Below are 21,263 nucleotides of genomic sequence, written 5' to 3' on the forward strand. Positions count from 1 at the left end.
CCCATTTTCATTGGTGTGTGTTGTGTACGCCCACTTAGCCCATAAAGGTTAACCGATTGATTCCTGTTCTTGTCTTTGATATCGAAACGATTCCTGACGTTAGCGGCTTGCGAAAACTGCAAGGTTATCCAAGTAACTATACCGACGAAGACGTAATTTTGTCCGCACTCGAAAAGCGCCGTGAATCCCATGGTAATGATTTCTTGCCTCACTATTTGCAGCGAATAGTCGCTATTTCCTGCGTACTTCGCTCGGATGCCGGTTTAAAAGTCTGGTCGCTAGGTGAAGAAGGTGAAGATGAGGGTAGTCTCGTTAAACGCTTCTTTGATGGTGTAGGGCGTTACACTCCTCAGCTCGTCTCTTGGAATGGCAGTGGTTTTGATTTGCCGGTGCTCCATTATCGAGCCATGGTGAATGGGGTTGCTGCACCTCGTTATTGGGATTTGGGCGAAGATGACCGTGAATTTAAATGGAACAACTATATTAGTCGCTACCATACCCGCCATATCGACTTGATGGATGTGTTGGCAATGTATTCTGGACGAGCAAATGCGCCGTTGGACGAACTATCCAAGCTTTGCGGTTTTCCGGGGAAATTGGATATGGATGGTAGCCAAGTATGGCGAACATGGCTGGATGGCGGTTTAAAGGCCATTCGTGACTATTGCGAAACCGATGTCGCCAATACTTATCTGATGTACTGCCGTTTTCAGCTCATGCGAGGCCATTTTAGTCCTGAGGCCTACCAGTCTGAGGTACAGTTTGTGCGAGACTCTCTAAGCCATCAAGACGGCGAGCACTGGCGTCAATTTTTAGCCGCTTGGCCTGTTTAACTTTCTTTTAAACCCACCAGATACAAAGAAACACCATGAAGGACGATAAATACCCAATTACAACGGCCGTGAGGGCCCTACGTGCTGCTAAAGTAGATTTTGAGCCATTCCTATATGAATACATCGAAAAAGGCGGCACAAGAGCGAGTGCAACGGCTTTAGGTGTAGATGAACATTTGGTAATTAAAACCATCGTATTAGAAGACGAAGCTAAGCAGCCAATGATTGTGTTGATGCATGGTGATAAAGATGTATCGACGCAGCAATTGGCTCGTTTAATTGGTAAAAAGAAAATTACCCCTTGCCAACCAGAAGTGGCGAATAAGCACACTGGCTATTTGGTTGGCGGCACTTCGCCATTTGGCACCAAAAAGACTTTACCCATCTATGTAGAGGAAACCATCAAAGAACTTCCTCAAATCTGGATTAACGGTGGTAAGCGTGGTTTTCTTGTGCGGCTATTACCTGCTGATATCGAGAAATGTCTGAAGGTTGGTTATGTGACGGTTGGCGTGTAAACATAAATATGTTGACGGAATATTGTTTGAGTGATTAGCATAAAATTTTTAGATCAAAAAACGTTGTTTTTGATCTAAAAATAGGAGTGCTAATGAAAAATAGACGTACGGATAATCTCAAACGGCCTGAGTCTCCAGGAATTATTGATCGAATATTCATGGCAATGTTCGCGCCAATTGTCTTTAACATTGCTGTCTTGCTTATTCTAGTGGTTATTTATCGGGAGTCTAGAATTGTTGGCGGGATGTTGGTGGGACACATACAGATTTTTTCAAAAACAGCTATATTGATGACTGTTTTTTTTCCTGCGGTTGTTGGCTTTATTCTGGGTACAAATCGATTTGTGAAGTTATTAGGACATCTCTGTTATACGAATTTTGAAGAAGAGAGAGATATCAATATTACGATCATTTGCTGGCTCGTACTTCTCTCTATTACTTATCTAATTTCAAAAACTATCTAGAAGCCGGGACGTTTCTGTTTTCACTGGTTTTGGTATTTCCGCACTTCATTGGTTGATCTGCTGATGCAGGTCGGTTTAATTTCGCACCGACAGTTAACTTTCAATACGTAATAAAAAAGGCGATGTCCATAGGAAATCGCCTTCTCATACCTTTAATCGATAGACACTTTTAATAGCTTAGTCTTCTAGCAATCCTGCTGCAATAAAGGTATTTTCCATCAAGGAAGCAACTGTCATTGGGCCAACACCACCCGGTACAGGGGTAATCCAGCTGGCTTTTTCTTTTGCTACTTCAAACTCCACATCACCGGTGATTCTGTCATCGTCCAAGCGGTTAATGCCAACATCTAGTACGATTGCACCAGGTTTAATCCAGTCACCTTTAACAAACTGTGGGCGGCCAACCGCTGCAACCACGATGTCTGCTCGTTTTACATGCTCGGCCAACTCTTTAGTGGCACTGTGGCAAACGGTGACGGTGCAACGTGCCATGAGCAGTTCTAGTGCCATTGGGCGGCCAACAATGTTAGATGCACCAACCACCACCGCATTTTTCCCCACTAGGTCTTCGCCTGTTTCTTCTAGTAAGGTCATCATCCCTTTTGGGGTGCATGGACGTAGTAGAGGCATTTTTTGTGCTAGGCGGCCAATATTGTAAGAGTGAAAGCCATCTACATCCTTGGCTGGGTCAATGGCTGCCGTCACTGCATCTGCATCAATGTGAGCTGGTAGCGGCAATTGCACCAAAATCCCATCTACTTCTGGATCTGTATTGAGTTGGTTAACCAGATCAAGCAAGGCAACCTGGGTGGTAGATGAGGGTAATTCATGAGAGATAGAGCGGATTCCTGCTTTCTCACAGGCATTTTTTTTGTTGCGAACATAAATCGCAGAGGCCGCATTATCACCCACAAGAACAACTGCTAACGTTGGGCTGCGTTTTCCTTGAGAAATCAGCAGCTTGGTACGCTCAGCCAGTTGGGCAACGATGCGTTGAGAAATTGTCTTACCGTCTAAGATACGTGCAGTCATGGGGAGGTAATATAGTAATAAGTTGTGAAAGGTGGATTATCTCATTCCTTAATAGTGAGACTCAAGCACGAAAAATGTTTGACAAGCCAGATTCCAGCGAGTATAGTTCGGCTCTCTTTGATTCGGTGTGTAGCGCAGCCTGGTAGCGCAACTGGTTTGGGACCAGTGGGTCGGGAGTTCGAATCTCTCCACACCGACCATCAAGACTTGCAAAATTGTGTTATCATACGCAACTTGCATTATGTAGCAAACGGTGTGTAGCGCAGCCTGGTAGCGCAACTGGTTTGGGACCAGTGGGTCGGGAGTTCGAATCTCTCCACACCGACCAAATATTCTAAAAAGGCGTAATGTGAAGACATTGCGCTTTTTTGTTTAAGCAGGCAACATTTTGTTGCGTGTATCCTGATGCGGCAGTAGCTCAGTTGGATAGAGCAGTGACCTTCTAAGTCACCGGTCGGGGGTTCGACTCCCTCCTGTCGCGCTCTTCTTCTCCTTATTTCCTATTTTTTTCTATTTCTCTTGCCTAAACTTGGTTTAGACATGCTATTGTCGTTCGCCATGACGTTTGTCCCCCTGTCAGATTAAAAGAAAAGAAGGTGTCTCATGCCTCATTTATGGTCATTCTTAATTCACAACACCTTGATTATTGCTGCTGCACTGCTTCCAATTATCAATCCTGTTGGTCAAGTACCTGTTTTCCTTAGCCAGACCAGAATGGATACGGCTGCAACGCGTAATATTCTCGCGCGCAAGGTGGCGATTTATAGTTTTTTTGTCATTTTAATTTCACTAGAAATCGGCTCTTATGTGCTGGATTTTTTTGGTATATCACTAGCGATTGTGAAATTAGGTGGTGGCTTGCTGGTTACTTCAATCGGCTGGTCCTTGCTTCATCCCGATGAAAGTCCTAAGTCAAGCAATGAACCGGATAAACCGAAGTATGGTTCTGCTTTCCGTAAAGCATTTTATCCAATGACCTTCCCGTTAACCGTTGGCCCCGGTTCAATTTCTATTTCGATTACTTTGGGTGCGTCGGTTCCAGATACAAAAATTGAAATGTTCTACTGGTTAATTGCGGGTATTGCTGGCGCATGTATTATTGGTGTCGCGGTCTTTTTGGCATATCGATTTGCTGATAAGGTCTCGAAACTTCTGGGTGAGACCGGGACGCACATCTTCTTGCAGCTTTCTGCCTTTATTTCATTTTGCGTTGGCTTGCAGATTGCATGGGGAGGCTTAATGGAACTTGCTCATCAACTGCAAAAATCATTAGCAGGTTAAAATTTTCAAAGAAATCGAACTGTTTTAGTACGAACGTTCTTTATAGCTTAATTAAACCGTGGTATAACCACGCGAATATTGTTCTGGTTAGTGGAATATAAGAATGTCTAAGCAATATGACGAGTCATCGGTACGCGTTTTAAAAGGGTTAGAGCCTGTAAAAGAACGTCCTGGTATGTACACCCGGACGACAGATCCAACTCATATTTGCCAAGAAGTGATTGATAACGCGGCTGACGAAGCATTAGCTGGGTTCGCTAAAAAAATTGAAGTGACTTTGCATGCCGATGGGTCGTTATCGGTCTCTGATGATGGTCGTGGTATTCCTGTCGGTTTGCATCCAGAAGAGGGCGTACCAGTCGTTGAGTTGGTATTTACTCGTCTACATGCTGGCGGTAAGTTTAATAAAAAAGATGGTGGCGCTTATAGCTTCTCTGGTGGCTTACATGGTGTTGGCGTGTCTGTCACAAATGCATTGTCGACGCGTTTAGAGGTCGAGGTGATGCGAGAGGCAAAAGTGCATCGCCTCGTTTTTTCTGCCGGTGATGTGATTGAACCGTTAGCAGAAGTCGGCACGTGTGGCCAAAAACGTAGCGGAACACGTGTTCGCGTTTGGCCAGATGGCAAATATTTTGAATCTCCAAAAGTTAGTGGAAGCGAATTAGAGCGTTTGCTTAGGGCTAAGGCGGTGCTTTTGCCCGGAACCACTGTCAGCTTGCATCATGAAAAAGCAGATGGCCAATTAGAGAGCAAAACGTGGAGCTATCCTGATGGTTTAAAAGGGTACTTAGCTGAAATGTGTATGGATGCTGAGTTAATTGCTCCTATTTTTGCTGCAGAGAAATACTGCGGCAAACCATCAGATGGCGATAGTTTTGCTGAAGGTGAGGGCGCAGCTTGGGCGGTTGTATGGACAAATGAAGCGGGTGGCGGTGAGTCTTATGTGAATTTGATTCCAACCGCTTCCGGTGGAACCCATGAAGCAGGTTTGCGTACAGGACTGTTCGAAGCGCTAAGAGACTTTATTGATCATCATAATTTGTTGCCGCGCAATGTGAAGTTGCAAGCGGAAGATGTATGGTCACGTGTACGGTTTGTGCTATCTGCAAAAGTGCTAGATCCTCAATTCCAAGGCCAAACCAAAGAAAAGCTAAATAGCCGTGAAGCGCTAAAGTTGGTCGCGGGTGTGGTGAGATTACCATTTGAGACTTGGCTAAATGCGCATGTAGAAGACGCAAAGAAATTAGCCGAAATGGCGATTTCGCAAGCCATGAGCCGCCTACGTTCTGTGAAAAAAGTAGAGCGTCGCAAGAGTTCTGGTATTGCTGTGCTACCTGGAAAATTGACCGACTGTGCATCCGAAGACATTGAGCGCAATGAATTATTTTTGGTAGAGGGTGATTCAGCCGGTGGTTCTGCAAAATTAGCACGAGATAAAGAGTACCAAGCCATTTTGCCGCTCCGTGGAAAGGTGCTGAACTCCTTAGAAACCCCACGTGAACAATTATTCGCTAACCGAGAGATTGCTGATATTTCCGCATCTATTGGGGTGGATCCTCATGATGTTACTGAGCCTGATAGTGTGTTGTCAGGGTTGCGCTACGGCAAGATTATTATTTTGTCAGATGCGGATGTGGATGGCTCTCACATTCAAGTGTTGCTGTTGACGCTCTTTTATCGTCACTTTCCAAAATTAGTCGCTGCTGGTCATGTTTATATTGCCAAGCCTCCGCTATTTCGTATTGATACGGCAAGTCAGGGCAAAGGAAAGCCGGCACGTAAATTCTATGCGCTAGATGAAGCCGAGAAATTTCATATTTTGGATCGGTTGTCTGACGAGGGGGTTAAAGCAGACCATATTTCTGTTGGCCGCTTTAAAGGTCTGGGTGAGATGAATGCAGACCAACTAAAAGAAACCACCATGGCTATTGATACGCGCCGCCTATACAAAGTAATGGTGCCTAATCAATCAGTAGAGCCTACGAAGCAGTTGATGTCTATGTTGATGGGTAAAGGCGAGGCGGCCGGCAGACGCGAGTGGATGGAACTAAAAGGCAACGAAGTAGAAGCAGACATTTAATAGGCTACTGCTTGCCTTCTCTGAATCATTGATAAAAATACATGACCCGGTTGATTGATCATGAATGACCAAGTTGTTGACGATTTAATGCCTGATGACGCTTTAGCATTAGGCGAATATGCAGAACGTGCATACCTAGAGTATGCAATGAGTGTGGTAAAAGGTCGCGCACTTCCAGATGTTGCGGACGGGCAAAAGCCTGTGCAAAGACGTATTTTGTACGCAATGCGCAGAATGGGGTTGGTTGCGTCCTCTAAGCACGTTAAGTGTGCAAAAGTAGTAGGTGAAGTGTTGGGTAACTATCACCCGCATGGAGATAGTGCTGCATATGAAGCCATGGTGCGCTTGGCTCAAGACTTTGTGATGCGCTACCCGTTGGTGGATGGGCAAGGTAACTTTGGTAGCCGAGATGGTGACGGCGCTGCCGCCATGCGATACACCGAAGCAAGGTTAACGCCATTTGCCGAACTACTGCTGTCCGAACTAGATCAGGGTACGGTTGATTTTATTCCGAACTATGATGGCACTAGCCAAGAGCCATCTCTCTTACCGGCCAGATTGCCAATGGTGCTATTAAATGGTGCCTCTGGTATTGCCGTTGGTATGGCAACTGAAATCCCTCCGCATAATTTACGTGAAGTAGCTGCTGCGGCGATTGCTGTTTTAGAAAATCCGGAAGTATCGATTTCAGAACTACGTCAGTTTGTCCCTGCGCCAGACTTTCCAGGTGGCGGTCAAATTATTAGTAGTGATCAAGACATTCAAAATGCCTATGAAAGTGGGCGCGGAAGTTTACGTGTCCGGGCTAAATGGGAAGTCGAGCAATTGGCCAGAGGGCAATGGCGAATTATCGTGACAGAATTGCCGCCAGGCACTTCTACCCAAAAAGTGCTTTTGGAAATTGAAGAGGCGACTAATCCGCAGGTAAAAGCGGGGAAAAAAGCGCTTTCCCCTGAACAGCAAACCATCAAGACCTTGATGACTGGGTTGTTAGACAAGGTTCGGGATGATTCCGACCAGAATAGTCCTGTTCGAATTGTATTAGAGCCAAAATCGAGAACGGTCGATCCAAATGAGTTTATGGCCGCTTTACTCACCCATACCTGTTTGGAAACATCGGTTTCGATGAACTTGGTGATGGTGGGGAGAGATGGTCGCCCGCAGCAAAAAAATCTGAAACAAATTATCAGTGAATGGTGTAGCTATCGCTTTGATACGGTGACCCGCCGCTTGCAGCACCGTTTGTCACAAGTGGAAAAGCGTATTCATATTCTTGATGGCCGCATGATTGCCTTCTTGCACATCGAAGAAGTGATTCGAGTAATTCGAGAGTCTGATGAGCCAAAACCAGCGCTGATGAGTGCATTTGGATTAAGTGAAATTCAAGCTGAAGATATTCTTGAAATTCGCTTAAGACAATTGGCAAGGTTGGAAGGCTTTAAAATTGAGGCTGAACTCAATCAACTGAAAGAAGAAGAGGGCCAACTACGTCATTTACTAGGCAGCGAAGATGCGCGTCGCCAGCTAGTGATTGATGAGATACGTGCAGATGCTGAAAAGTATGGGGATGATCGCCGTACGCATATCGAAGAAGCTCAGCGCGCGGATGCGGCGAAAGTGGTGCCAAACGAGCCAGTCACATTAATTGTGTCTAAAAATGGCTGGATTCGGGCAAGAACCGGTCATGGTATTGATGTTGGCAGCCTTGGATTTAAAGAGGGTGATGCGCTATTTGCTGCCATTGAAACACGCACAGTGTATCCGTTAATTGTGATGGATACGAAAGGACGTACTTATCAAATTGATCCGACCGATATTCCGACTGGTCGTGGCGATGGCATCCCAATTTCCACCTTGATTGAGTTGCAAGATAAAGCGAAGATCAGCCAAATTTTCTCCGCACCGCCAGAACATGCATTGATGGTTGCCAATACAGGTGGATATGGTTTTATCTGTAAATTGTCTGACATGATGACAAGACAACGCGCCGGTAAAGTCTTTATGACGTTAGAAGAAACCGAGAAACCGCTTGCTCCTGTGTTAGTCACTAGCGCGATTGAAACCAGCTACGCAGCATTCTTGTCTGATGCGGGAAAATTATTGCTGGTTCAAGCATCCGAAATTAAGCAATTGCCAAAAGGTAAGGGCGTGATTTTAATGGGCTTGGATAAAGACGACCCATTAGCATCAATGGTCTGGTGTGACGGCACTAAATTTGTGAGCCACATTACGCTAAGAACGGGACGAACTGAAGAGGTTGTTCTTGAAGGTGATCGTTTTGTCGAATTTGTAGGTAAGCGAGCCAGAAAAGGGAAGCCATTTTTAAAACGTGGCCAATCTTTAGGTAGCCTTTTCTAATACAAAACTAAAGCGAAATGGGAAGATCGATGTAAAAGTCGATCTTCTGCTATTGTTGATCGAGAAAACGCCCTCATATATAAATGATTGTAGATAATGTGGTGAGCTGTTTCTCAATAGAGAAGAAACAACAAAAACCAATAGGCAAATTAGCTTAAAAGGATATTCCGTGTATTCAATCGCATCGGTGCAAGAGATCATTCAAGAAATTCGTGCTGGCCGCATGGTCGTCTTGGTGGACGAAGAAGATCGTGAGAATGAGGGCGATTTGGTAATGGCTGCTGAATTTGTTACCCCTGAAGCCATTAACTTTATGGCCAAATACGGGCGTGGACTTATCTGCTTGACGCTTACTGAAGAACGCGTTGATCAATTGCAATTGTCGATGATGGCAGCTAGAAATGGCACTCAATACGGAACGGCGTTTACGGTTTCAATTGAAGCAGCCGAGGGTGTAACCACGGGTATCTCTGCGGCAGATCGTTCACATACGATTCGTACAGCAGTAGCCAGAAATGCAAAAGCGACAGATATTGTGCAGCCTGGCCATGTATTTCCTCTACGTGCCCAGAAGGGTGGCGTGTTAGTGCGTGCTGGTCATACAGAGGCTGGTTGTGATTTGGCTCGCTTGGCAGGTTTAGAGCCTGCATCGGTTATTTGTGAAATCATGAATGACGACGGTACGATGGCGCGTTTGCCAGAGTTAATCGAGTTTGCCAAAGAACATAATTTAAAAATTGGTACGATTGCCGATTTAATTCATTATCGCCATCAGACAGAAAGCTTGGTAGAAAAAATTGCTGATCGTGAGATTACTACGCCAGCTGGTGATTTCCGTTTGGTCGCTTTTAAAGATACCTTGTCTGGACTAGTGCAATTGTCGCTAGTTAAAGGAGATATCTCTCCTGAAGATGATGTGCTTGTTCGCGTTCATGAGCCAATCTCTGTGATTGACTTACTTGATATCGGCCAATCTAAACACTCTTGGGCGCTTTTTAAAGCGATGCAACGCGTGCAGCAAGAAGGCAAAGGCGTAATTTTGCTATTGCATCGTCCTGAGTCGGGTGATGAATTGCTGGCGAATTTGTTCCCGCAAAAAGATGTTAGACCAGCCAAATGGGATGCAAAAACATTTGGTATTGGTGCACAAATCTTGTCTCATCTTGGTGTCAAACGAATGAAAGTGATGGCGACACCAATGCGCTTGGCAAGTATGACGGGTTTTGATCTAGAAGTTACTGGTTTTCTGTCTCCTGAAGAGTAATCCAGAGTAACACCCCATGCCTGCCCACAGGCATGGGGTGTCATGCTATAATCGAAAAATTCACAATTGTAGTCATTTAAGGTTGTTAATCATGTCCCGTTTTAATGGTGTGGTAGAGATTCCTTCTGAATTCAATGGCGCAGGTTTAAAAATTGGCGTGGTGATGAGCCGTTTTAATACGCCTGTATGTGAAGGGTTGCTATCTGCTTGCCTAAAAGAGTTGAAAAACCTTGGTGTGAATGAAGCGGATGTCACATTGGCAACGGTTGCTGGTGCATTAGAGATTCCTCTTGTGCTGCAAAAAATGGCTGCAACGAAAAAGTTTGATGCTTTAGTTGCCTTAGGCGCAGTGATTCGTGGCGAAACCTATCATTTTGAATTGGTTTCAAATGAATCAGGTTCGGCAATTACTCGTGTGGGACTAGATGCTGGTATTCCAATTGCGAATGCAGTGTTGACTACAGAGAATGATGAACAAGCTGAAGTTCGTATGCATGAAAAAGGTTCTGACGCAGCAAAAGTTGCTGTTGAAATGGCCTGCTTATTAAAAAGAATTAGTTGAAAATAATTTAGTTATTTTGTCCTACAAAATAGCTAAATAGGAAGTGTTAAAAGTCATGAGTCAAGGACAAAAGAAAAGTGCCCGCCGTCGTAGCCGTGAACTAGTAGTTCAGGGTTTATACCAGTGGCAGTTAACAGATGCAGAGGCATTGCAGATTGAGTTGAATCTTCGTGACGAAATCGAAGACTTCAACAAGTGTGATATTCCACTTTTCAAGAACCTGCTAAATGGCTGTTTAAGAGAAATTGAATATCTAAAAACGGAAGTATCTGTATTTTTAGATCGTCCATACGAAGAAATTAGCCCGGTTGAAAGAGCGGTGCTATTACTCGCAACGTATGAATTTATTCATACAGCGGAAGTGCCTTACCGTGTTGTCATGAATGAAGCCATTGAACTAGCCAAAACATTTGGCGGCACGGATGGACACCGCTATGTGAATGGCGTGTTGGATAAACTCGCTGCAAAACTTCGTGCAACCGAAGTGAATGCACCTCGCGCGTAATTTCTCGTTCTTCAAACAGAAAGTCTTTAATGTCTGAGTTCGATACCATCAGACGTTATTTCACCAGACCGGCAAGATCTACAGATCTTGCCGTCGGTGATGATGCCGCTCTTATCTCTATTCCCTCTGAATATCAACTCGCCATCTCTGCTGATATGCTGGTTTCTGGCCGACATTTTTTTGCGGATGTTGATCCCTTTCTGCTTGGTCGAAAATCACTTGCAGTAAACCTTTCTGATATGGCTGCGATGGGTGCTATTCCTCGATGGTTTACACTCGCCATTAGTTTGCCAACTATTGATGACGCTTGGTTAGCGGCTTTTTCTGAAGGGTTATTTTCTATCGCTGAAGAACACCAAGTAGATCTCATTGGTGGTGATACGACGGCAGGCCCGTTGACAATATCTATTCAGATTATGGGGTTGGTCCCAAAGCATCAGGCGATTTTGCGAAGTGGCGCAAAGCTTGGTGATGATATTTGGGTGACAGGTAACCTAGGGAATGCGGCGCTTGCTCTACAAGAGCTTCTCGGTAATTTAAATATTACTGATAAGGCTGAAATAGACTATTTGCGTTCTTATTTAGAAAATCCAACACCAAGATGTGCGCTTGGTGCCGAATTGCTGGAAATTGCTAGTGCGATGCTAGATATCTCTGATGGTTTGGCGGGCGATTTGGCGCATATTGCAAAAGCATCGCACCTGACGGCACGGGTACAGTCTTGTGATGTACCTGTTTCTAATGTGGTAAAGCGATATCAATCCTTTGATGGATGGGAGTCGGCGGTCTTGGCTGGTGGGGATGATTACGAATTGTGCTTTACTGCAAACCCTTCTCATCGGTTGGCAATTCATGCATTATCGAAAAAACACCAGTTAGCAATTACTAGAATAGGGTCGATGATTGAGCAAGAGGCGAAGGCTGTCAGATTTATGCGTGGCGATGCCCCTTTGCAACAATCGCTTCAAGCTTTTGATCACTTTTCCACTTAAGACAATACCTTGAGCTTCAAATGATAAAACGTAAGCCCACTTTTGCTTTCTTAGTTGAAAATCCAGCCCATTTTTTTGCCCTTGGCTTTGGCAGCGGCTTGGCGCCGGTTGCCCCTGGTACATTTGGTTCTATTCTCTCTTGGCCACTTTATCTATTGCTGGCGGCCTTTTTTTCTCCGATCCAGATCATTATTCTTTCTGTTGTCTTTTTTGTGATTGGCATCTATTTCTGTGCAGTGGCAGGTAAAGCATTAGGGGTTGTAGATCATGGAGCAATTGTCTGGGATGAAATCGTTGCTTGTTTACTTTTTTACGCGTTAATTCCTCAAACTTGGCAGGCCCAACTTGGCGCGCTGATTTTATTTCGCCTGTTTGATATTGCGAAACCGTGGCCAATTAGTTGGTTTGATCGTAAGTGGAAAAATGGTTTTGGTGTGATGTGGGATGATCTATTAGCCGCTGTGATGGCATGGGTCGTCTTTCTATTTGTTCATGCCTTATTTATTCGTTAGTAACTCATTTAGTTAATTTAATGGTGATGTAGAAAGTTTTGCAAAATGTCACAACATGCGTTTTCACCAGAGCAAAATACCAATCTTTCCCCTGCTGCGTGGTACGAACAAACACTAACGCAACGTGGATTTCAAGCTGATGATGCTCAGGCTGCAGCAATAGAATCACTCGATGTACTCTATCAGCAGCTTTTATTGTTTAAGCAAAAAAGACACCGTAAATTAGCGATTTTCTTGCCTTCCCCTGATGTCCCAAAAGGGATTTATATGTGGGGTGGAGTCGGACGTGGAAAAAGCTTTTTGATGGATGCTTTTTTTACCTGCCTACCCTATAAGCGGAAGGTAAGATTGCACTTTCACCATTTTATGTTTGATATTCATAATGAACTAAAAACACTAAAAGGTGAGAAAGACCCTCTGATTACTGTTGCTGATCGAATTGCAAAGAAATATAGGGTGATTTGTTTTGATGAGTTTCATGTGAGCGATATTGCTGATGCCATGATTCTCGGTCGATTGATGGCTGCTTTGTTTGAGCGTGGTGTCGTGTTTGTGATGACCTCAAACTATCCGCCGGATGATTTGTATCCGAATGGATTAAAGCGGGAAGACTTTTTGCCAACAATTGCACTTTTAAACGCTCAATTACAAATCAAAAATGTAGATGGGGGTAAAGATTATCGCTTGAGATCGCTGACACGCATTCCTGCCTATTTGTCGACAAAATCTCCAGAGACGCCTGCTCAGCTACAAAGTATTTTTGATTCTGTCGTTACCGGTAAATTAGCTAAGCCAGAACTGCATATTGAAGGTAGAACTATCAAGGCAATTAAATTGTCTCACGGTGTAGCGTGGTTTGATTTTGATACTTTATGTAAGTCGGCTAGATCGCAAGTCGATTATCTTGAGATTGCTCGAGCACATCACACATTAATTTTAGCGTCAGTGCCAAAAATGACGTCAACCATGTCATCAGAGGCACGACGTTTTACTTGGCTTGTCGACGTTTGCTATGACCAACGCGTAAAACTATTTATTTCTGCCGATGTACCTGTAACAGAGCTCTATACTGAGGGTGCTTTTTCTAATGAATTCTTTAGAACAATTAGTCGCTTAGAAGAAATGCAGAGTGAAGAATATTTAGCTTTACCTCATATTGCCTAGATTTATTAAGGAATAGCTAGTCATTGTAATAAAGACACGATAGGCTGGTGCTTGAGCGCTAGTTAATAGGGATTCGGAGTGCAACATGTTGGGTGATACAGAAAATTTATTTTCAGAACGAACTAGACTTCTGATTGTTGACGATTCCCGTATGGTAAGGGCTTCTCTACGTAAGCACCTGTCAGATACTTACGACTTAATCGAAGAAGCTGATGGCGAAGCAGGGTGGGCGCGTTTGCTGGCGGACGATAGTATTCGTCTAGTTATTAGCGATGTATCTATGCCTAAACTAGATGGGCATGCTTTGCTACAACGAATCCGTGCGTATGATGATCAGCGTATTAGTCATGTGCCCGTCATTATTATTTCTGGTGATGATGAACCGGGAGCCAAACAGCATGCAGTCAGTATTGGTGCTAGTGATTTTATTACTAAATCGACTGACCAAGCAGAGTTGTTGGTCCGTGTAAAAACGAATTTAGAAAAGCGTGAAATTGAATCTAAATTAGTGGTTGCTAACAAAGCGATTGCGGAAGAGGCGACAACGGACCCTGTTACTGGCTTGTTTACGATTAATTATCTCCGTAAACAAGGGGAAAAGTTTGTATCGTTTGGTAATCGCCACAACACCTCAGTGTCCTGTTTATCTATTGCCTTAGATCGCTTTGATGAATTAAGCCAACGTTACCCTGACGCGGTTTGCAATAAAGTGCTGCAATTACTTGGCAAAATGTTTGCCGGTAAACTGCGTGGCGAAGATTTGGTTGCGCATGTTTCGGGTGCCTTATTCATTGTGGCACTACCTAGCGCTGTGACGAACCAAGCCTTGGTGGCTGCTGATCGTATGTGCCAAGCAACCAGTGCAGCTAAAATTGGTTATAAAGGCGATACTATCGCACTGTCTTGTAGTATTGGTGTCGTTTCGACAGAGCAGTTTCCGAATTTAAGTTTTGAAGAGCTAATTAGTGCGGCGAACCAGCGCAGACAATATGCCCAAGACCAAGGAGGTAATTGGGTAGAGGCTGCGGCCGAGGTTGCTACGGCGAGCGCGAACGGACAGACTGAATCCGCGGTGGGTGAGTCGGTTGAATCAAGCTATCAGTCTATTGATCAAATCTTGGATTGGTTAAATTCAGACCAAACAGATCGTGTCTTGGATCGTTTGCCTCAAGCAATTGAACGACTTGTTCCTTTACTAGAGCTGGCGAATGGGCTTTATGGACTTGGGATGGATGTTGGGCAAATTCAAGCGAAAGCGAAAAGTATGCAATAAAAAATAGCCACTTCAAGTGGCTATTTTTTTAGGGTTTTTTCACTGCAGAAGCAGTTGTTGGTGCAACTACTTTTGAAGCGACAGTTTCTTTTTGTTTGGTTTTGATATTTTTCTGTGTGCCTTCCGGTAGCGCCTTAAATTTTACATACTGCTCACGCGCTTTGTTACGCTCGGCAGGGGTCATCGCTACCCATTGCTTTAATCTGCTTTGGAGTCTGACTTTTTGAGCCTCTGGTAATTGATTATATTTTCCTGCAATACCTTGAAGCGTTTTTTGCTGCTTGCTGCTGAGCGTTTTCCATTCTTTCGAAATGGGCGAAAGTACCTGCTTCTCTAGCGCAGATAGAGAGTCCCACGTAATTGCCGTATCTGCAGTTGCCGCTCCGGCTACTTGAGACGCGGCTGCAAGTAGAAGAATTAGGACGGATTTTGAGAGCTGTTTAGCCATGATGCAAATTGCTCGTCTAAATATGCATGTGGAGGAAGTTCATCAGTAAGTAATTGGGTATCAATATCCACATGATCTTCCATTTCTGCTGTACTAAACCACCAGCCAAATGCCAAGGCCGCTGCAATAATGCAAGCACTTGCAGAATAGGCAACTGGGTGTTCACCTAAATGAAGAACATGGTTGATACGCCAGAAAATCGTACGATTTTCTTGTGGTCGGTATGCTTTTAGGGCTGCTTGTCTGGCAACAAGTAAACGCGTTTGGGCAGCATCAGAAAGTGATGAAGGCTGCTTGTCTAGCGCCTCTTTGACGAGGCGAATCGTCTTTTCTTCCTGATTTTGCATGTTATACCCCTTTGATGCCATGTTTATTGAGCCAATCGGTCAAACTCGCATTTGCCCGTGCGCAGTGCGTTTTTACACTGCCCTCAGAACATCCCATAATACTGGCTGTCGTGGCGACATCGTTTTCTTCTAAATATCTTAAAAGAAATGCTTCACGTTGTCTTTGCGGCAGCCTTGCCAAGCCTTCTTCGATTAGTTTTAACGTTTCTTGATCATTAAACGCTAACGCTGGGTCTTTGCCGTATGACTGATCATTTTCGACTGAGCTAAGTAAATCAAACTCATCCTCTTCGTCTTCTTTGCCTGCAAAGAGACTAAAGGGAAGCACCCAAAAATTTCTTACTTTCTGACGACGGTGATAATCATTAATGACATTATGTAAGATGCGATGGAAAAGCAACGGTAGCTCTTCAATCGGCTTATCTTGATACTTGTCGACTAATTTCAGCATGGCATCTTGTACGATGTCAAATGCATGTTCGTCATTTTGAACGGCTAATCTTGCGTGTCGGTATGCACGTTTCTCAATGTCAGCAAGGAACTGCGACAGTTCTGTCCTGCTAGCCATTTAGACGGCCCAACTTTTTAAAAATTGATGCGTTATAGTAATCAAACGCTCAAATAATAAACTGGTTGACATGGAAAAAAGCCACTATTTTCTAAAAAAGATCACGAGGCGTCATGTTAGGGCTTTTAAAGAAGAAAGGCTAGTAAAACCGAGCGTTACAGATAGGCTAGGAAACGGTAAAATAGGGTCTTGTAGGAGTAACGCTGTTATTGAAAAAATGCAAAAGTCTGTTTGCATTCTTCTACATTGATTGATGAGGTACCGATTCTTAAGATTCGGTACGCTACCGTTTTTTACGTAAAAGGCTTTATTTTGTCCGATAGCATTTTGACCATTTATACAGATGGTGCATGTAAGGGAAATCCTGGTCCTGGTGGGTGGGGGGCTATTTTGTGTTACGGCGAAAAGAAAAAAGAAATCTGGGGTGGGGAAAAAGAAACCACCAACAATCGCATGGAAATGTCTGCGGTTATTGAGTCGCTAAAGCTGCTAAAGCGAAATTGTAATATACATATATATACTGACTCTCAGTATGTCCTCAAAGGGATGACAGAGTGGTTGTCTGGCTGGAAAGCAAGAGGCTGGAAAACTGCATCTAAAGATCCTGTTAAAAATTCAGATCTTTGGATGAAGCTAGATGACTTGGCTCGTCCTCATGATATTACCTGGCATTGGGTGAAAGGACATGCTGGTCATCCAATGAATGAACGAGCTGATGAATTAGCGAATCTAGGCGTGCTAGAAGCTAAATAATTTTGTAGTGATAGGAAGTTAATTTCATGCGCCAAATTATCCTTGATACGGAAACAACCGGTCTGGAACCTAAGCAAGGGCACCGTATCCTTGAATTGGCTTGTGTAGAGCTGCTTGATCGTCGGTTGACGAAGCGACATTTACATTTATATATCAATCCAGAGCGCGAATCAGATGAAGGTGCGCTTCGTGTTCACGGCATTACAACCGATTTCTTGGCTGATAAGCCAAAGTTTGATGAAATTGCTGATGAGTTTATTTCCTTTGTCGAGGGGGCTGAATTAGTTATTCACAATGCACCGTTTGACGTGGGATTTTTAAATGCAGAATTAGCGAGAGCTGGTAAGCCACTCATTGAGGAAATTTGCCCATCTGTATTAGATACGCTAGTCATGGCGAAAGATCTTCGCCCAGGTAAACGGAACAATCTAGATGCACTTTGCCGTGACTTCGGAGTAGATAATTCTGGACGTACCTTTCACGGCGCGTTGCTCGATTCTGAACTATTAGCAGAAGTTTATTTGCAGATGACCAGAGGCCAAGATAGCTTGGTCATGGATTTAGAATCTGATAGTGGCTCAAACCAATTAGCGACAGAACATAAAGAATTGTCGGCTAGACCGAGTGTTCGTCAGTTGTCTGAAGAAGAGGATAGCCTTCATCAACAATATTTGGCAGATCTGGAAAAGGCGAATAAATCACCTAGCCTATGGGTCTCTTTGTTGAATCCTCCAGAAGCAGAGGCGGTTTGATGTCTGTGAGTGATGTTTATATTGCATTGGTGCCGGCGGCTGGAGTAGGGGCACGGATGCTATCTGATCGTCCAAAGCAATATCTCGAAGTCGATGGAAAGCCGATTCTTTGGCATACGATTGCGGCGTTGCATCAGGATGCTCGTATTTCGCAAGTTTGCGTTGTGATTGCGCCGGATGATCCTTGGTTTGATCAGTTTACCTGGACAGACTTGCCGTTGCTGCGAGTGGAAAAAGTAGGGGGGGCTTCACGTGCGGAAAGCGTACGTAATGGCTTAGCGGCTTTAGATGTAGACATTACAAAGAAAAACCCTTGGATTTTGGTGCATGATGCGGCTAGACCTTGTTTAGGTGGAAAAGAGCTAACTGCGCTGATGAATGAAGTATCGGGGGATAGTGTCGGAGGGATATTAGCGGTACCCGTGCCTGACACGGTAAAACGTGCAAATGCTGATTTTCATATTGTAGAAACGGTACCAAGAGAGGTACTTTGGTTAGCTCAAACGCCGCAGATGTTCCGTTGGGGATTGCTATCTAAAGCGCATGAAGGAAGCTTAAAACTAGTAACTGATGAGGCTTCTGCCATTGAGGCATTGGGGCTTTCGCCTAGGCTCGTAAGTGGTAGCAGAAACAACCTGAAAGTGACTTTCCCTGAGGATATGATGGTCGTTTCTGCTTTATTGGGTGGATTAAAGCAATCTAATCCCTCTTCTTAAAATACATTTTTCCATTCCCTCAATAAGGTAAAAGTCGTTAGCCTATCTTTTGCTAATGGCGCTTCTTGAGGGAAGTTTTGCTTTACCCAACCTTGTACCTGTGAAATTAACTCTTCATCTGTTGGGTTAAGAAATGGATTGGTTTCTTTTTCGACCAAAAGGGTGGATGGTAGGGTGGGTTGGTCTGTCGCCCTTAGTGCTTGATCAGCTAGTATACGCTTTTGCACAAACGTATTAGATGGCATAACGGCTTGAGCAAACTTTAAGTTGCTTAACGTGTATTCGTGCGCACAGCAAACAAGTGTGGTGTTTGGTAATGCACTTAGTTTATCTAGGCTGGTTTGCATCTCTAGTGGACTACCTTCAAACAAGCGACCACATCCCGCTCCAAACAGCGTATCTCCGCAAAATAACCAAGGTTCACCATAAAAGGCGATATGATCGATCGTGTGACCGGGGACCGACATTACTTCAAAACTTTTACCTAATACGATAATCTCTGATTGAAACGAACAGGTTCTGAGGTGGTCAAAACGAGCAGTGGGTGGCGCGTAGACATCACATTGTGGATATTTCGCTGTTAGTTCTGCTATACCGCCAATATGATCTCCGTGATGATGGGTGCAGAAGATGGCTTGTAAATTCAACTGATTTGCGGTTAAGTATTTAGCGACTGGTTTTGCATCACCGGGATCAACGACAATGGCGTCTGTGCCATTTTGTAAGACCCAGATATAATTATCATCAAATGCACGAAGAGAAACGAGTGTAAGCATGGCAAAGTGGTCTAATAGTGATTGGTCAAGAAATCGCTCATTTGATGCTGATAAATGGGCGGAGTGGTTGGTTAGTCCATTAGGGCAGTACATTTTGCAAATGGAAAGCCGCTGGTTTTTCAAAACACTGGAAAACCAATTTGGCTTTACTGCTATTCAATTTGGTTCGTCAGAAGTCAATCTACTCGCAAGTTGTAAAATTCGTCAACGGATTTTGGCTGGACAAGGCCCTACCGTTCATATTGTCGCCGACCCGTTAAACATGCCATTTGCCACCAATAGTGTGGATGTGCTCGTGTTACCTCATCTCTTAGATTTTACGACAGATCCTCACCAAGTATTACGTGAAGCCCAGCGAGTGCTAATCCCTGAAGGAAGAATACTAATTTCTGGTTTTAACCCTGCTAGTTTGTGGGGTGGCCGTCGTTTTATTGGACGAGATGCCATGCCTTGGTCGGGAAATTTTATTAGTTTACCTAGGGTGAAAGACTGGTTGTTGCTATTAAATTTCAAGATACGAAGCAGTGAAACGGGGGGGTATATTCCTCCTTGCGCACAACCGAAATGGCAAACTCGGTTTCATTTTATGGAAGCTGCAGGCGGAAAATGGTGGTCTGGTTTAGGTGCGGTTTATTTTATTGAAGCAACGAAAAAAGTGTACAGCATGCGTTTAACCGGCGTTGTGCAGCGTCAACTTGCTAAGCATAAGCGGCCATCTAGATTGAAGCTAGTCGCAGGGAGAGATGATTTCCGTTTAGACCAAGAAACCATACCTCCCGTACAAGAGCCCTTAGAAAGCTAAACTGTACATACTTTATTCTTTTAATTCCTGCCTATCTCTTAGCGCAGGGAAGAGTTTCATCCAACTTGCGACCACAATCAGCGTACCGATACCGCCAATAACCACTGCGGCAACTGGGCCAAACCAATGCGCAGTAAGCCCAGACTCGAACTCGCCTAGTTCATTTGATGTGCCAATAAAGATAGCATTCACCGCACTTACCCGTCCGCGCATTTCATCTGGGGTTTCTAGTTGAACTAAAGTAGTACGAACCACAACGCTGACCATGTCTGATGCGCCTAGTAGTACAAGGGCTACATAGGAAAGCGGAAACCAACTAGAAATGCCAAATAAGATGGTGCTAATACCAAACATCGCAACTGCACCAAACATCTTTAGGCCTACATGGTGTTTCAGTGGGTGTTTGGCTAGATAAAGAGACATTACTAGAGCGCCGACAGCAGGTGCGGAGCGTAATAACCCTAATCCCCACGGGCCAGTATGCAGAATATCTTTCGCAAAAATAGGGAGTAGCGCTGTGGCGCCGCCCAAAAGAACAGAGAATAAATCTAAAGAAATTGCTCCTAAAATCACCGGTCTTTTCTTAATAAAGGCGATGCCGCCTAGTAGCACTTCCATGGTGACTTTGCGACTTTGAGCAACTGCTTGTGTCAGCCCTTTAATTTGCATAATGGATAATGAGGCGACTAAATAACAGGTCGCACTAATACCGTATACCCAATCTGCACCCACTGCGTATAAAAAACCACCAAGCGCTGGGCCGCCAATGACGGCTACTTCGCGACCAGCACTACCAAGTGCCATGGCTTGCGCATAATGATCTGGTTTGACTAGGTTCGGTAAGATGGATTGGGTCGCAGGAAATTCAAATGCTCTGGCTGTACCTAAAAGGCAAGCCATGGCGTAAAGCCAGCCTTCTGTTAATGTCCCGTTGTATGATCCGTAAGCAATAAACCCCACCCCAATGGCTTCGATGAATTGACAGGTGTAAGTGATGCGTTGGCGATTAAAGCGATCTGCACACACACCGGCTGGTAATGTGAATGTTAATTGCGGCAGAAACTGAGCCAACCCCATTAAACCTAGGCTCATTGCGCTGTGGGTGAGGTCATAGATCTGCCATCCCATGGCAACCACCACCATTTGTCTGGCGACCGTCGATAAAATTTGGGCAGACCAGAAGTTTAAGAAACCTGGGTATAGCTTAAATAGTTTGGTTAGCATGAGAACTTGCTTCCTGCGCAAACCACCATGTGAAAAGGG

The 21,263-nt window shown here is 44.4% G+C and carries 23 protein-coding genes and 3 tRNA genes; 20 read left to right on the forward strand and 6 right to left on the reverse strand.

What is annotated here, in order from left to right:
• Nucleotides 1-56 precede the first annotated feature (56 nt).
• From LIN78_RS02705 to LIN78_RS02715, 3 genes are all read left to right on the forward strand, one after another.
• Nucleotides 57-833, forward strand: a complete 777-nt coding sequence (locus tag LIN78_RS02705; RefSeq protein ID WP_227178197.1) for a 3'-5' exonuclease — start codon at nt 57-59, stop codon at nt 831-833.
• Between the two features lie 35 nt (nt 834-868).
• Nucleotides 869-1,351: a Cys-tRNA(Pro) deacylase gene (gene ybaK, locus LIN78_RS02710; protein ID WP_227178199.1), complete on the forward strand. Its 483-nt coding sequence runs from the start codon at nt 869-871 to the stop codon at nt 1,349-1,351.
• 92 nt (nt 1,352-1,443) lie between these two features.
• Entirely contained in the window at nt 1,444-1,815 is a 372-nt protein-coding gene (locus tag LIN78_RS02715) for a hypothetical protein (protein ID WP_227178201.1), read from the forward strand.
• 177 nt (nt 1,816-1,992) lie between these two features.
• On the opposite strand, the gene folD is transcribed toward LIN78_RS02715, so the two are convergent.
• Entirely contained in the window at nt 1,993-2,847 is an 855-nt protein-coding gene (gene folD, locus LIN78_RS02720; RefSeq protein WP_227178203.1) for a bifunctional methylenetetrahydrofolate dehydrogenase/methenyltetrahydrofolate cyclohydrolase FolD, read from the reverse strand.
• A gap of 123 nt (nt 2,848-2,970) precedes the next feature.
• On the opposite strand from folD, the gene LIN78_RS02725 reads away from it, so the two are divergent.
• From LIN78_RS02725 to LIN78_RS02785, 13 genes are all read left to right on the forward strand, one after another.
• Nucleotides 2,971-3,047 (forward strand) — tRNA-Pro (locus LIN78_RS02725).
• A 51-nt stretch (nt 3,048-3,098) separates the two neighbouring features.
• Nucleotides 3,099-3,175: transfer RNA gene (locus tag LIN78_RS02730), tRNA-Pro, on the forward strand.
• A 79-nt stretch (nt 3,176-3,254) separates the two neighbouring features.
• A tRNA-Arg gene (locus LIN78_RS02735) sits at nt 3,255-3,328 on the forward strand.
• A 122-nt stretch (nt 3,329-3,450) separates the two neighbouring features.
• A complete protein-coding gene (locus LIN78_RS02740; protein WP_227178205.1) occupies nt 3,451-4,128 on the forward strand; it encodes a MarC family protein in 678 nt (225 codons plus the stop codon).
• 97 nt (nt 4,129-4,225) lie between these two features.
• Entirely contained in the window at nt 4,226-6,208 is a 1,983-nt protein-coding gene (parE, locus tag LIN78_RS02745) for a DNA topoisomerase IV subunit B (RefSeq protein ID WP_308443942.1), read from the forward strand.
• A gap of 60 nt (nt 6,209-6,268) precedes the next feature.
• Nucleotides 6,269-8,566, forward strand: coding sequence for a DNA topoisomerase IV subunit A (parC, locus tag LIN78_RS02750; RefSeq protein ID WP_227178209.1), 2,298 nt, complete (start codon nt 6,269-6,271; stop codon nt 8,564-8,566).
• A 169-nt stretch (nt 8,567-8,735) separates the two neighbouring features.
• Entirely contained in the window at nt 8,736-9,830 is a 1,095-nt protein-coding gene (gene ribBA, locus LIN78_RS02755) for a bifunctional 3,4-dihydroxy-2-butanone-4-phosphate synthase/GTP cyclohydrolase II (protein WP_227178211.1), read from the forward strand.
• A gap of 91 nt (nt 9,831-9,921) precedes the next feature.
• Nucleotides 9,922-10,392, forward strand: coding sequence for a 6,7-dimethyl-8-ribityllumazine synthase (gene ribH / locus LIN78_RS02760; RefSeq protein WP_227178213.1), 471 nt, complete (start codon nt 9,922-9,924; stop codon nt 10,390-10,392).
• 55 nt (nt 10,393-10,447) lie between these two features.
• A complete protein-coding gene (gene nusB, locus LIN78_RS02765; protein ID WP_227178215.1) occupies nt 10,448-10,897 on the forward strand; it encodes a transcription antitermination factor NusB in 450 nt (149 codons plus the stop codon).
• Nucleotides 10,898-10,926: 29 nt separating this feature from the next.
• Nucleotides 10,927-11,889: a thiamine-phosphate kinase gene (gene thiL / locus LIN78_RS02770; RefSeq protein WP_227178217.1), complete on the forward strand. Its 963-nt coding sequence runs from the start codon at nt 10,927-10,929 to the stop codon at nt 11,887-11,889.
• A gap of 20 nt (nt 11,890-11,909) precedes the next feature.
• Nucleotides 11,910-12,401, forward strand: a complete 492-nt coding sequence (locus tag LIN78_RS02775) for a phosphatidylglycerophosphatase A family protein (RefSeq protein ID WP_227178218.1) — start codon at nt 11,910-11,912, stop codon at nt 12,399-12,401.
• Nucleotides 12,402-12,446: 45 nt separating this feature from the next.
• On the forward strand, nt 12,447-13,565 hold the full coding sequence (gene zapE / locus LIN78_RS02780; protein WP_227178220.1) for a cell division protein ZapE: 1,119 nt from the start codon (nt 12,447-12,449) through the stop codon (nt 13,563-13,565).
• Between the two features lie 85 nt (nt 13,566-13,650).
• Nucleotides 13,651-14,838, forward strand: coding sequence for a GGDEF domain-containing response regulator (locus LIN78_RS02785; protein ID WP_227178222.1), 1,188 nt, complete (start codon nt 13,651-13,653; stop codon nt 14,836-14,838).
• A 28-nt stretch (nt 14,839-14,866) separates the two neighbouring features.
• Here the strand turns inward: LIN78_RS02785 and LIN78_RS02790 are convergent, their stop codons facing one another.
• Genes LIN78_RS02790 through LIN78_RS02800 form a run of 3 tightly spaced genes read right to left on the reverse strand, consistent with a single transcriptional unit; the run spans nt 14,867 to nt 16,201 of the window.
• Nucleotides 14,867-15,286 carry a DUF3106 domain-containing protein gene (locus tag LIN78_RS02790; RefSeq protein WP_227178224.1) on the reverse strand — a complete coding sequence of 140 codons (420 nt, stop codon included), beginning with the start codon at nt 15,284-15,286 and terminating at the stop codon, nt 14,867-14,869.
• On the reverse strand, nt 15,256-15,633 hold the full coding sequence (locus LIN78_RS02795) for a DUF3619 family protein (RefSeq protein ID WP_227178226.1): 378 nt from the start codon (nt 15,631-15,633) through the stop codon (nt 15,256-15,258). The genes LIN78_RS02790 and LIN78_RS02795 overlap by 31 nt, the downstream gene beginning before the upstream one ends.
• Before the next feature lies 1 nt (nt 15,634).
• A complete protein-coding gene (locus LIN78_RS02800; RefSeq protein ID WP_227178228.1) occupies nt 15,635-16,201 on the reverse strand; it encodes an RNA polymerase sigma factor in 567 nt (188 codons plus the stop codon).
• A 309-nt stretch (nt 16,202-16,510) separates the two neighbouring features.
• On the opposite strand from LIN78_RS02800, the gene rnhA reads away from it, so the two are divergent.
• The 3 genes from rnhA to ispD are packed head-to-tail and all read left to right on the forward strand — an operon-like array spanning nt 16,511 to nt 18,422.
• Nucleotides 16,511-16,954: a ribonuclease HI gene (gene rnhA, locus LIN78_RS02805; RefSeq protein WP_373307736.1), complete on the forward strand. Its 444-nt coding sequence runs from the start codon at nt 16,511-16,513 to the stop codon at nt 16,952-16,954.
• A 26-nt stretch (nt 16,955-16,980) separates the two neighbouring features.
• On the forward strand, nt 16,981-17,706 hold the full coding sequence (gene dnaQ / locus LIN78_RS02810; protein WP_227178231.1) for a DNA polymerase III subunit epsilon: 726 nt from the start codon (nt 16,981-16,983) through the stop codon (nt 17,704-17,706).
• Nucleotides 17,706-18,422, forward strand: a complete 717-nt coding sequence (gene ispD / locus LIN78_RS02815) for a 2-C-methyl-D-erythritol 4-phosphate cytidylyltransferase (protein ID WP_227178233.1) — start codon at nt 17,706-17,708, stop codon at nt 18,420-18,422. Before dnaQ ends, ispD begins: the two co-directional genes overlap by 1 nt.
• Here ispD and gloB read toward each other — a convergent pair.
• The gene (gloB, locus tag LIN78_RS02820) at nt 18,419-19,198 is read right to left on the reverse strand and encodes a hydroxyacylglutathione hydrolase (RefSeq protein WP_227178235.1); all 780 of its coding nucleotides are present in this window, start codon (nt 19,196-19,198) and stop codon (nt 18,419-18,421) included. The two genes, ispD and gloB, sit on opposite strands and share 4 nt — an antisense overlap.
• Between gloB and LIN78_RS02825 the strand changes: the two genes are divergently transcribed.
• Nucleotides 19,197-20,000: a class I SAM-dependent methyltransferase gene (locus tag LIN78_RS02825; RefSeq protein WP_227178237.1), complete on the forward strand. Its 804-nt coding sequence runs from the start codon at nt 19,197-19,199 to the stop codon at nt 19,998-20,000. The two genes, gloB and LIN78_RS02825, sit on opposite strands and share 2 nt — an antisense overlap.
• A gap of 12 nt (nt 20,001-20,012) precedes the next feature.
• Here the strand turns inward: LIN78_RS02825 and LIN78_RS02830 are convergent, their stop codons facing one another.
• Nucleotides 20,013-21,224, reverse strand: coding sequence for an MFS transporter (locus LIN78_RS02830; RefSeq protein ID WP_227178239.1), 1,212 nt, complete (start codon nt 21,222-21,224; stop codon nt 20,013-20,015).
• Between the last annotated feature and the right edge of the window lie 39 nt (nt 21,225-21,263).

The sequence above is a fragment of the Leeia speluncae genome, assembly GCF_020564625.1.
Lineage (GTDB): Bacteria > Pseudomonadota > Gammaproteobacteria > Burkholderiales > Leeiaceae > Leeia > Leeia speluncae.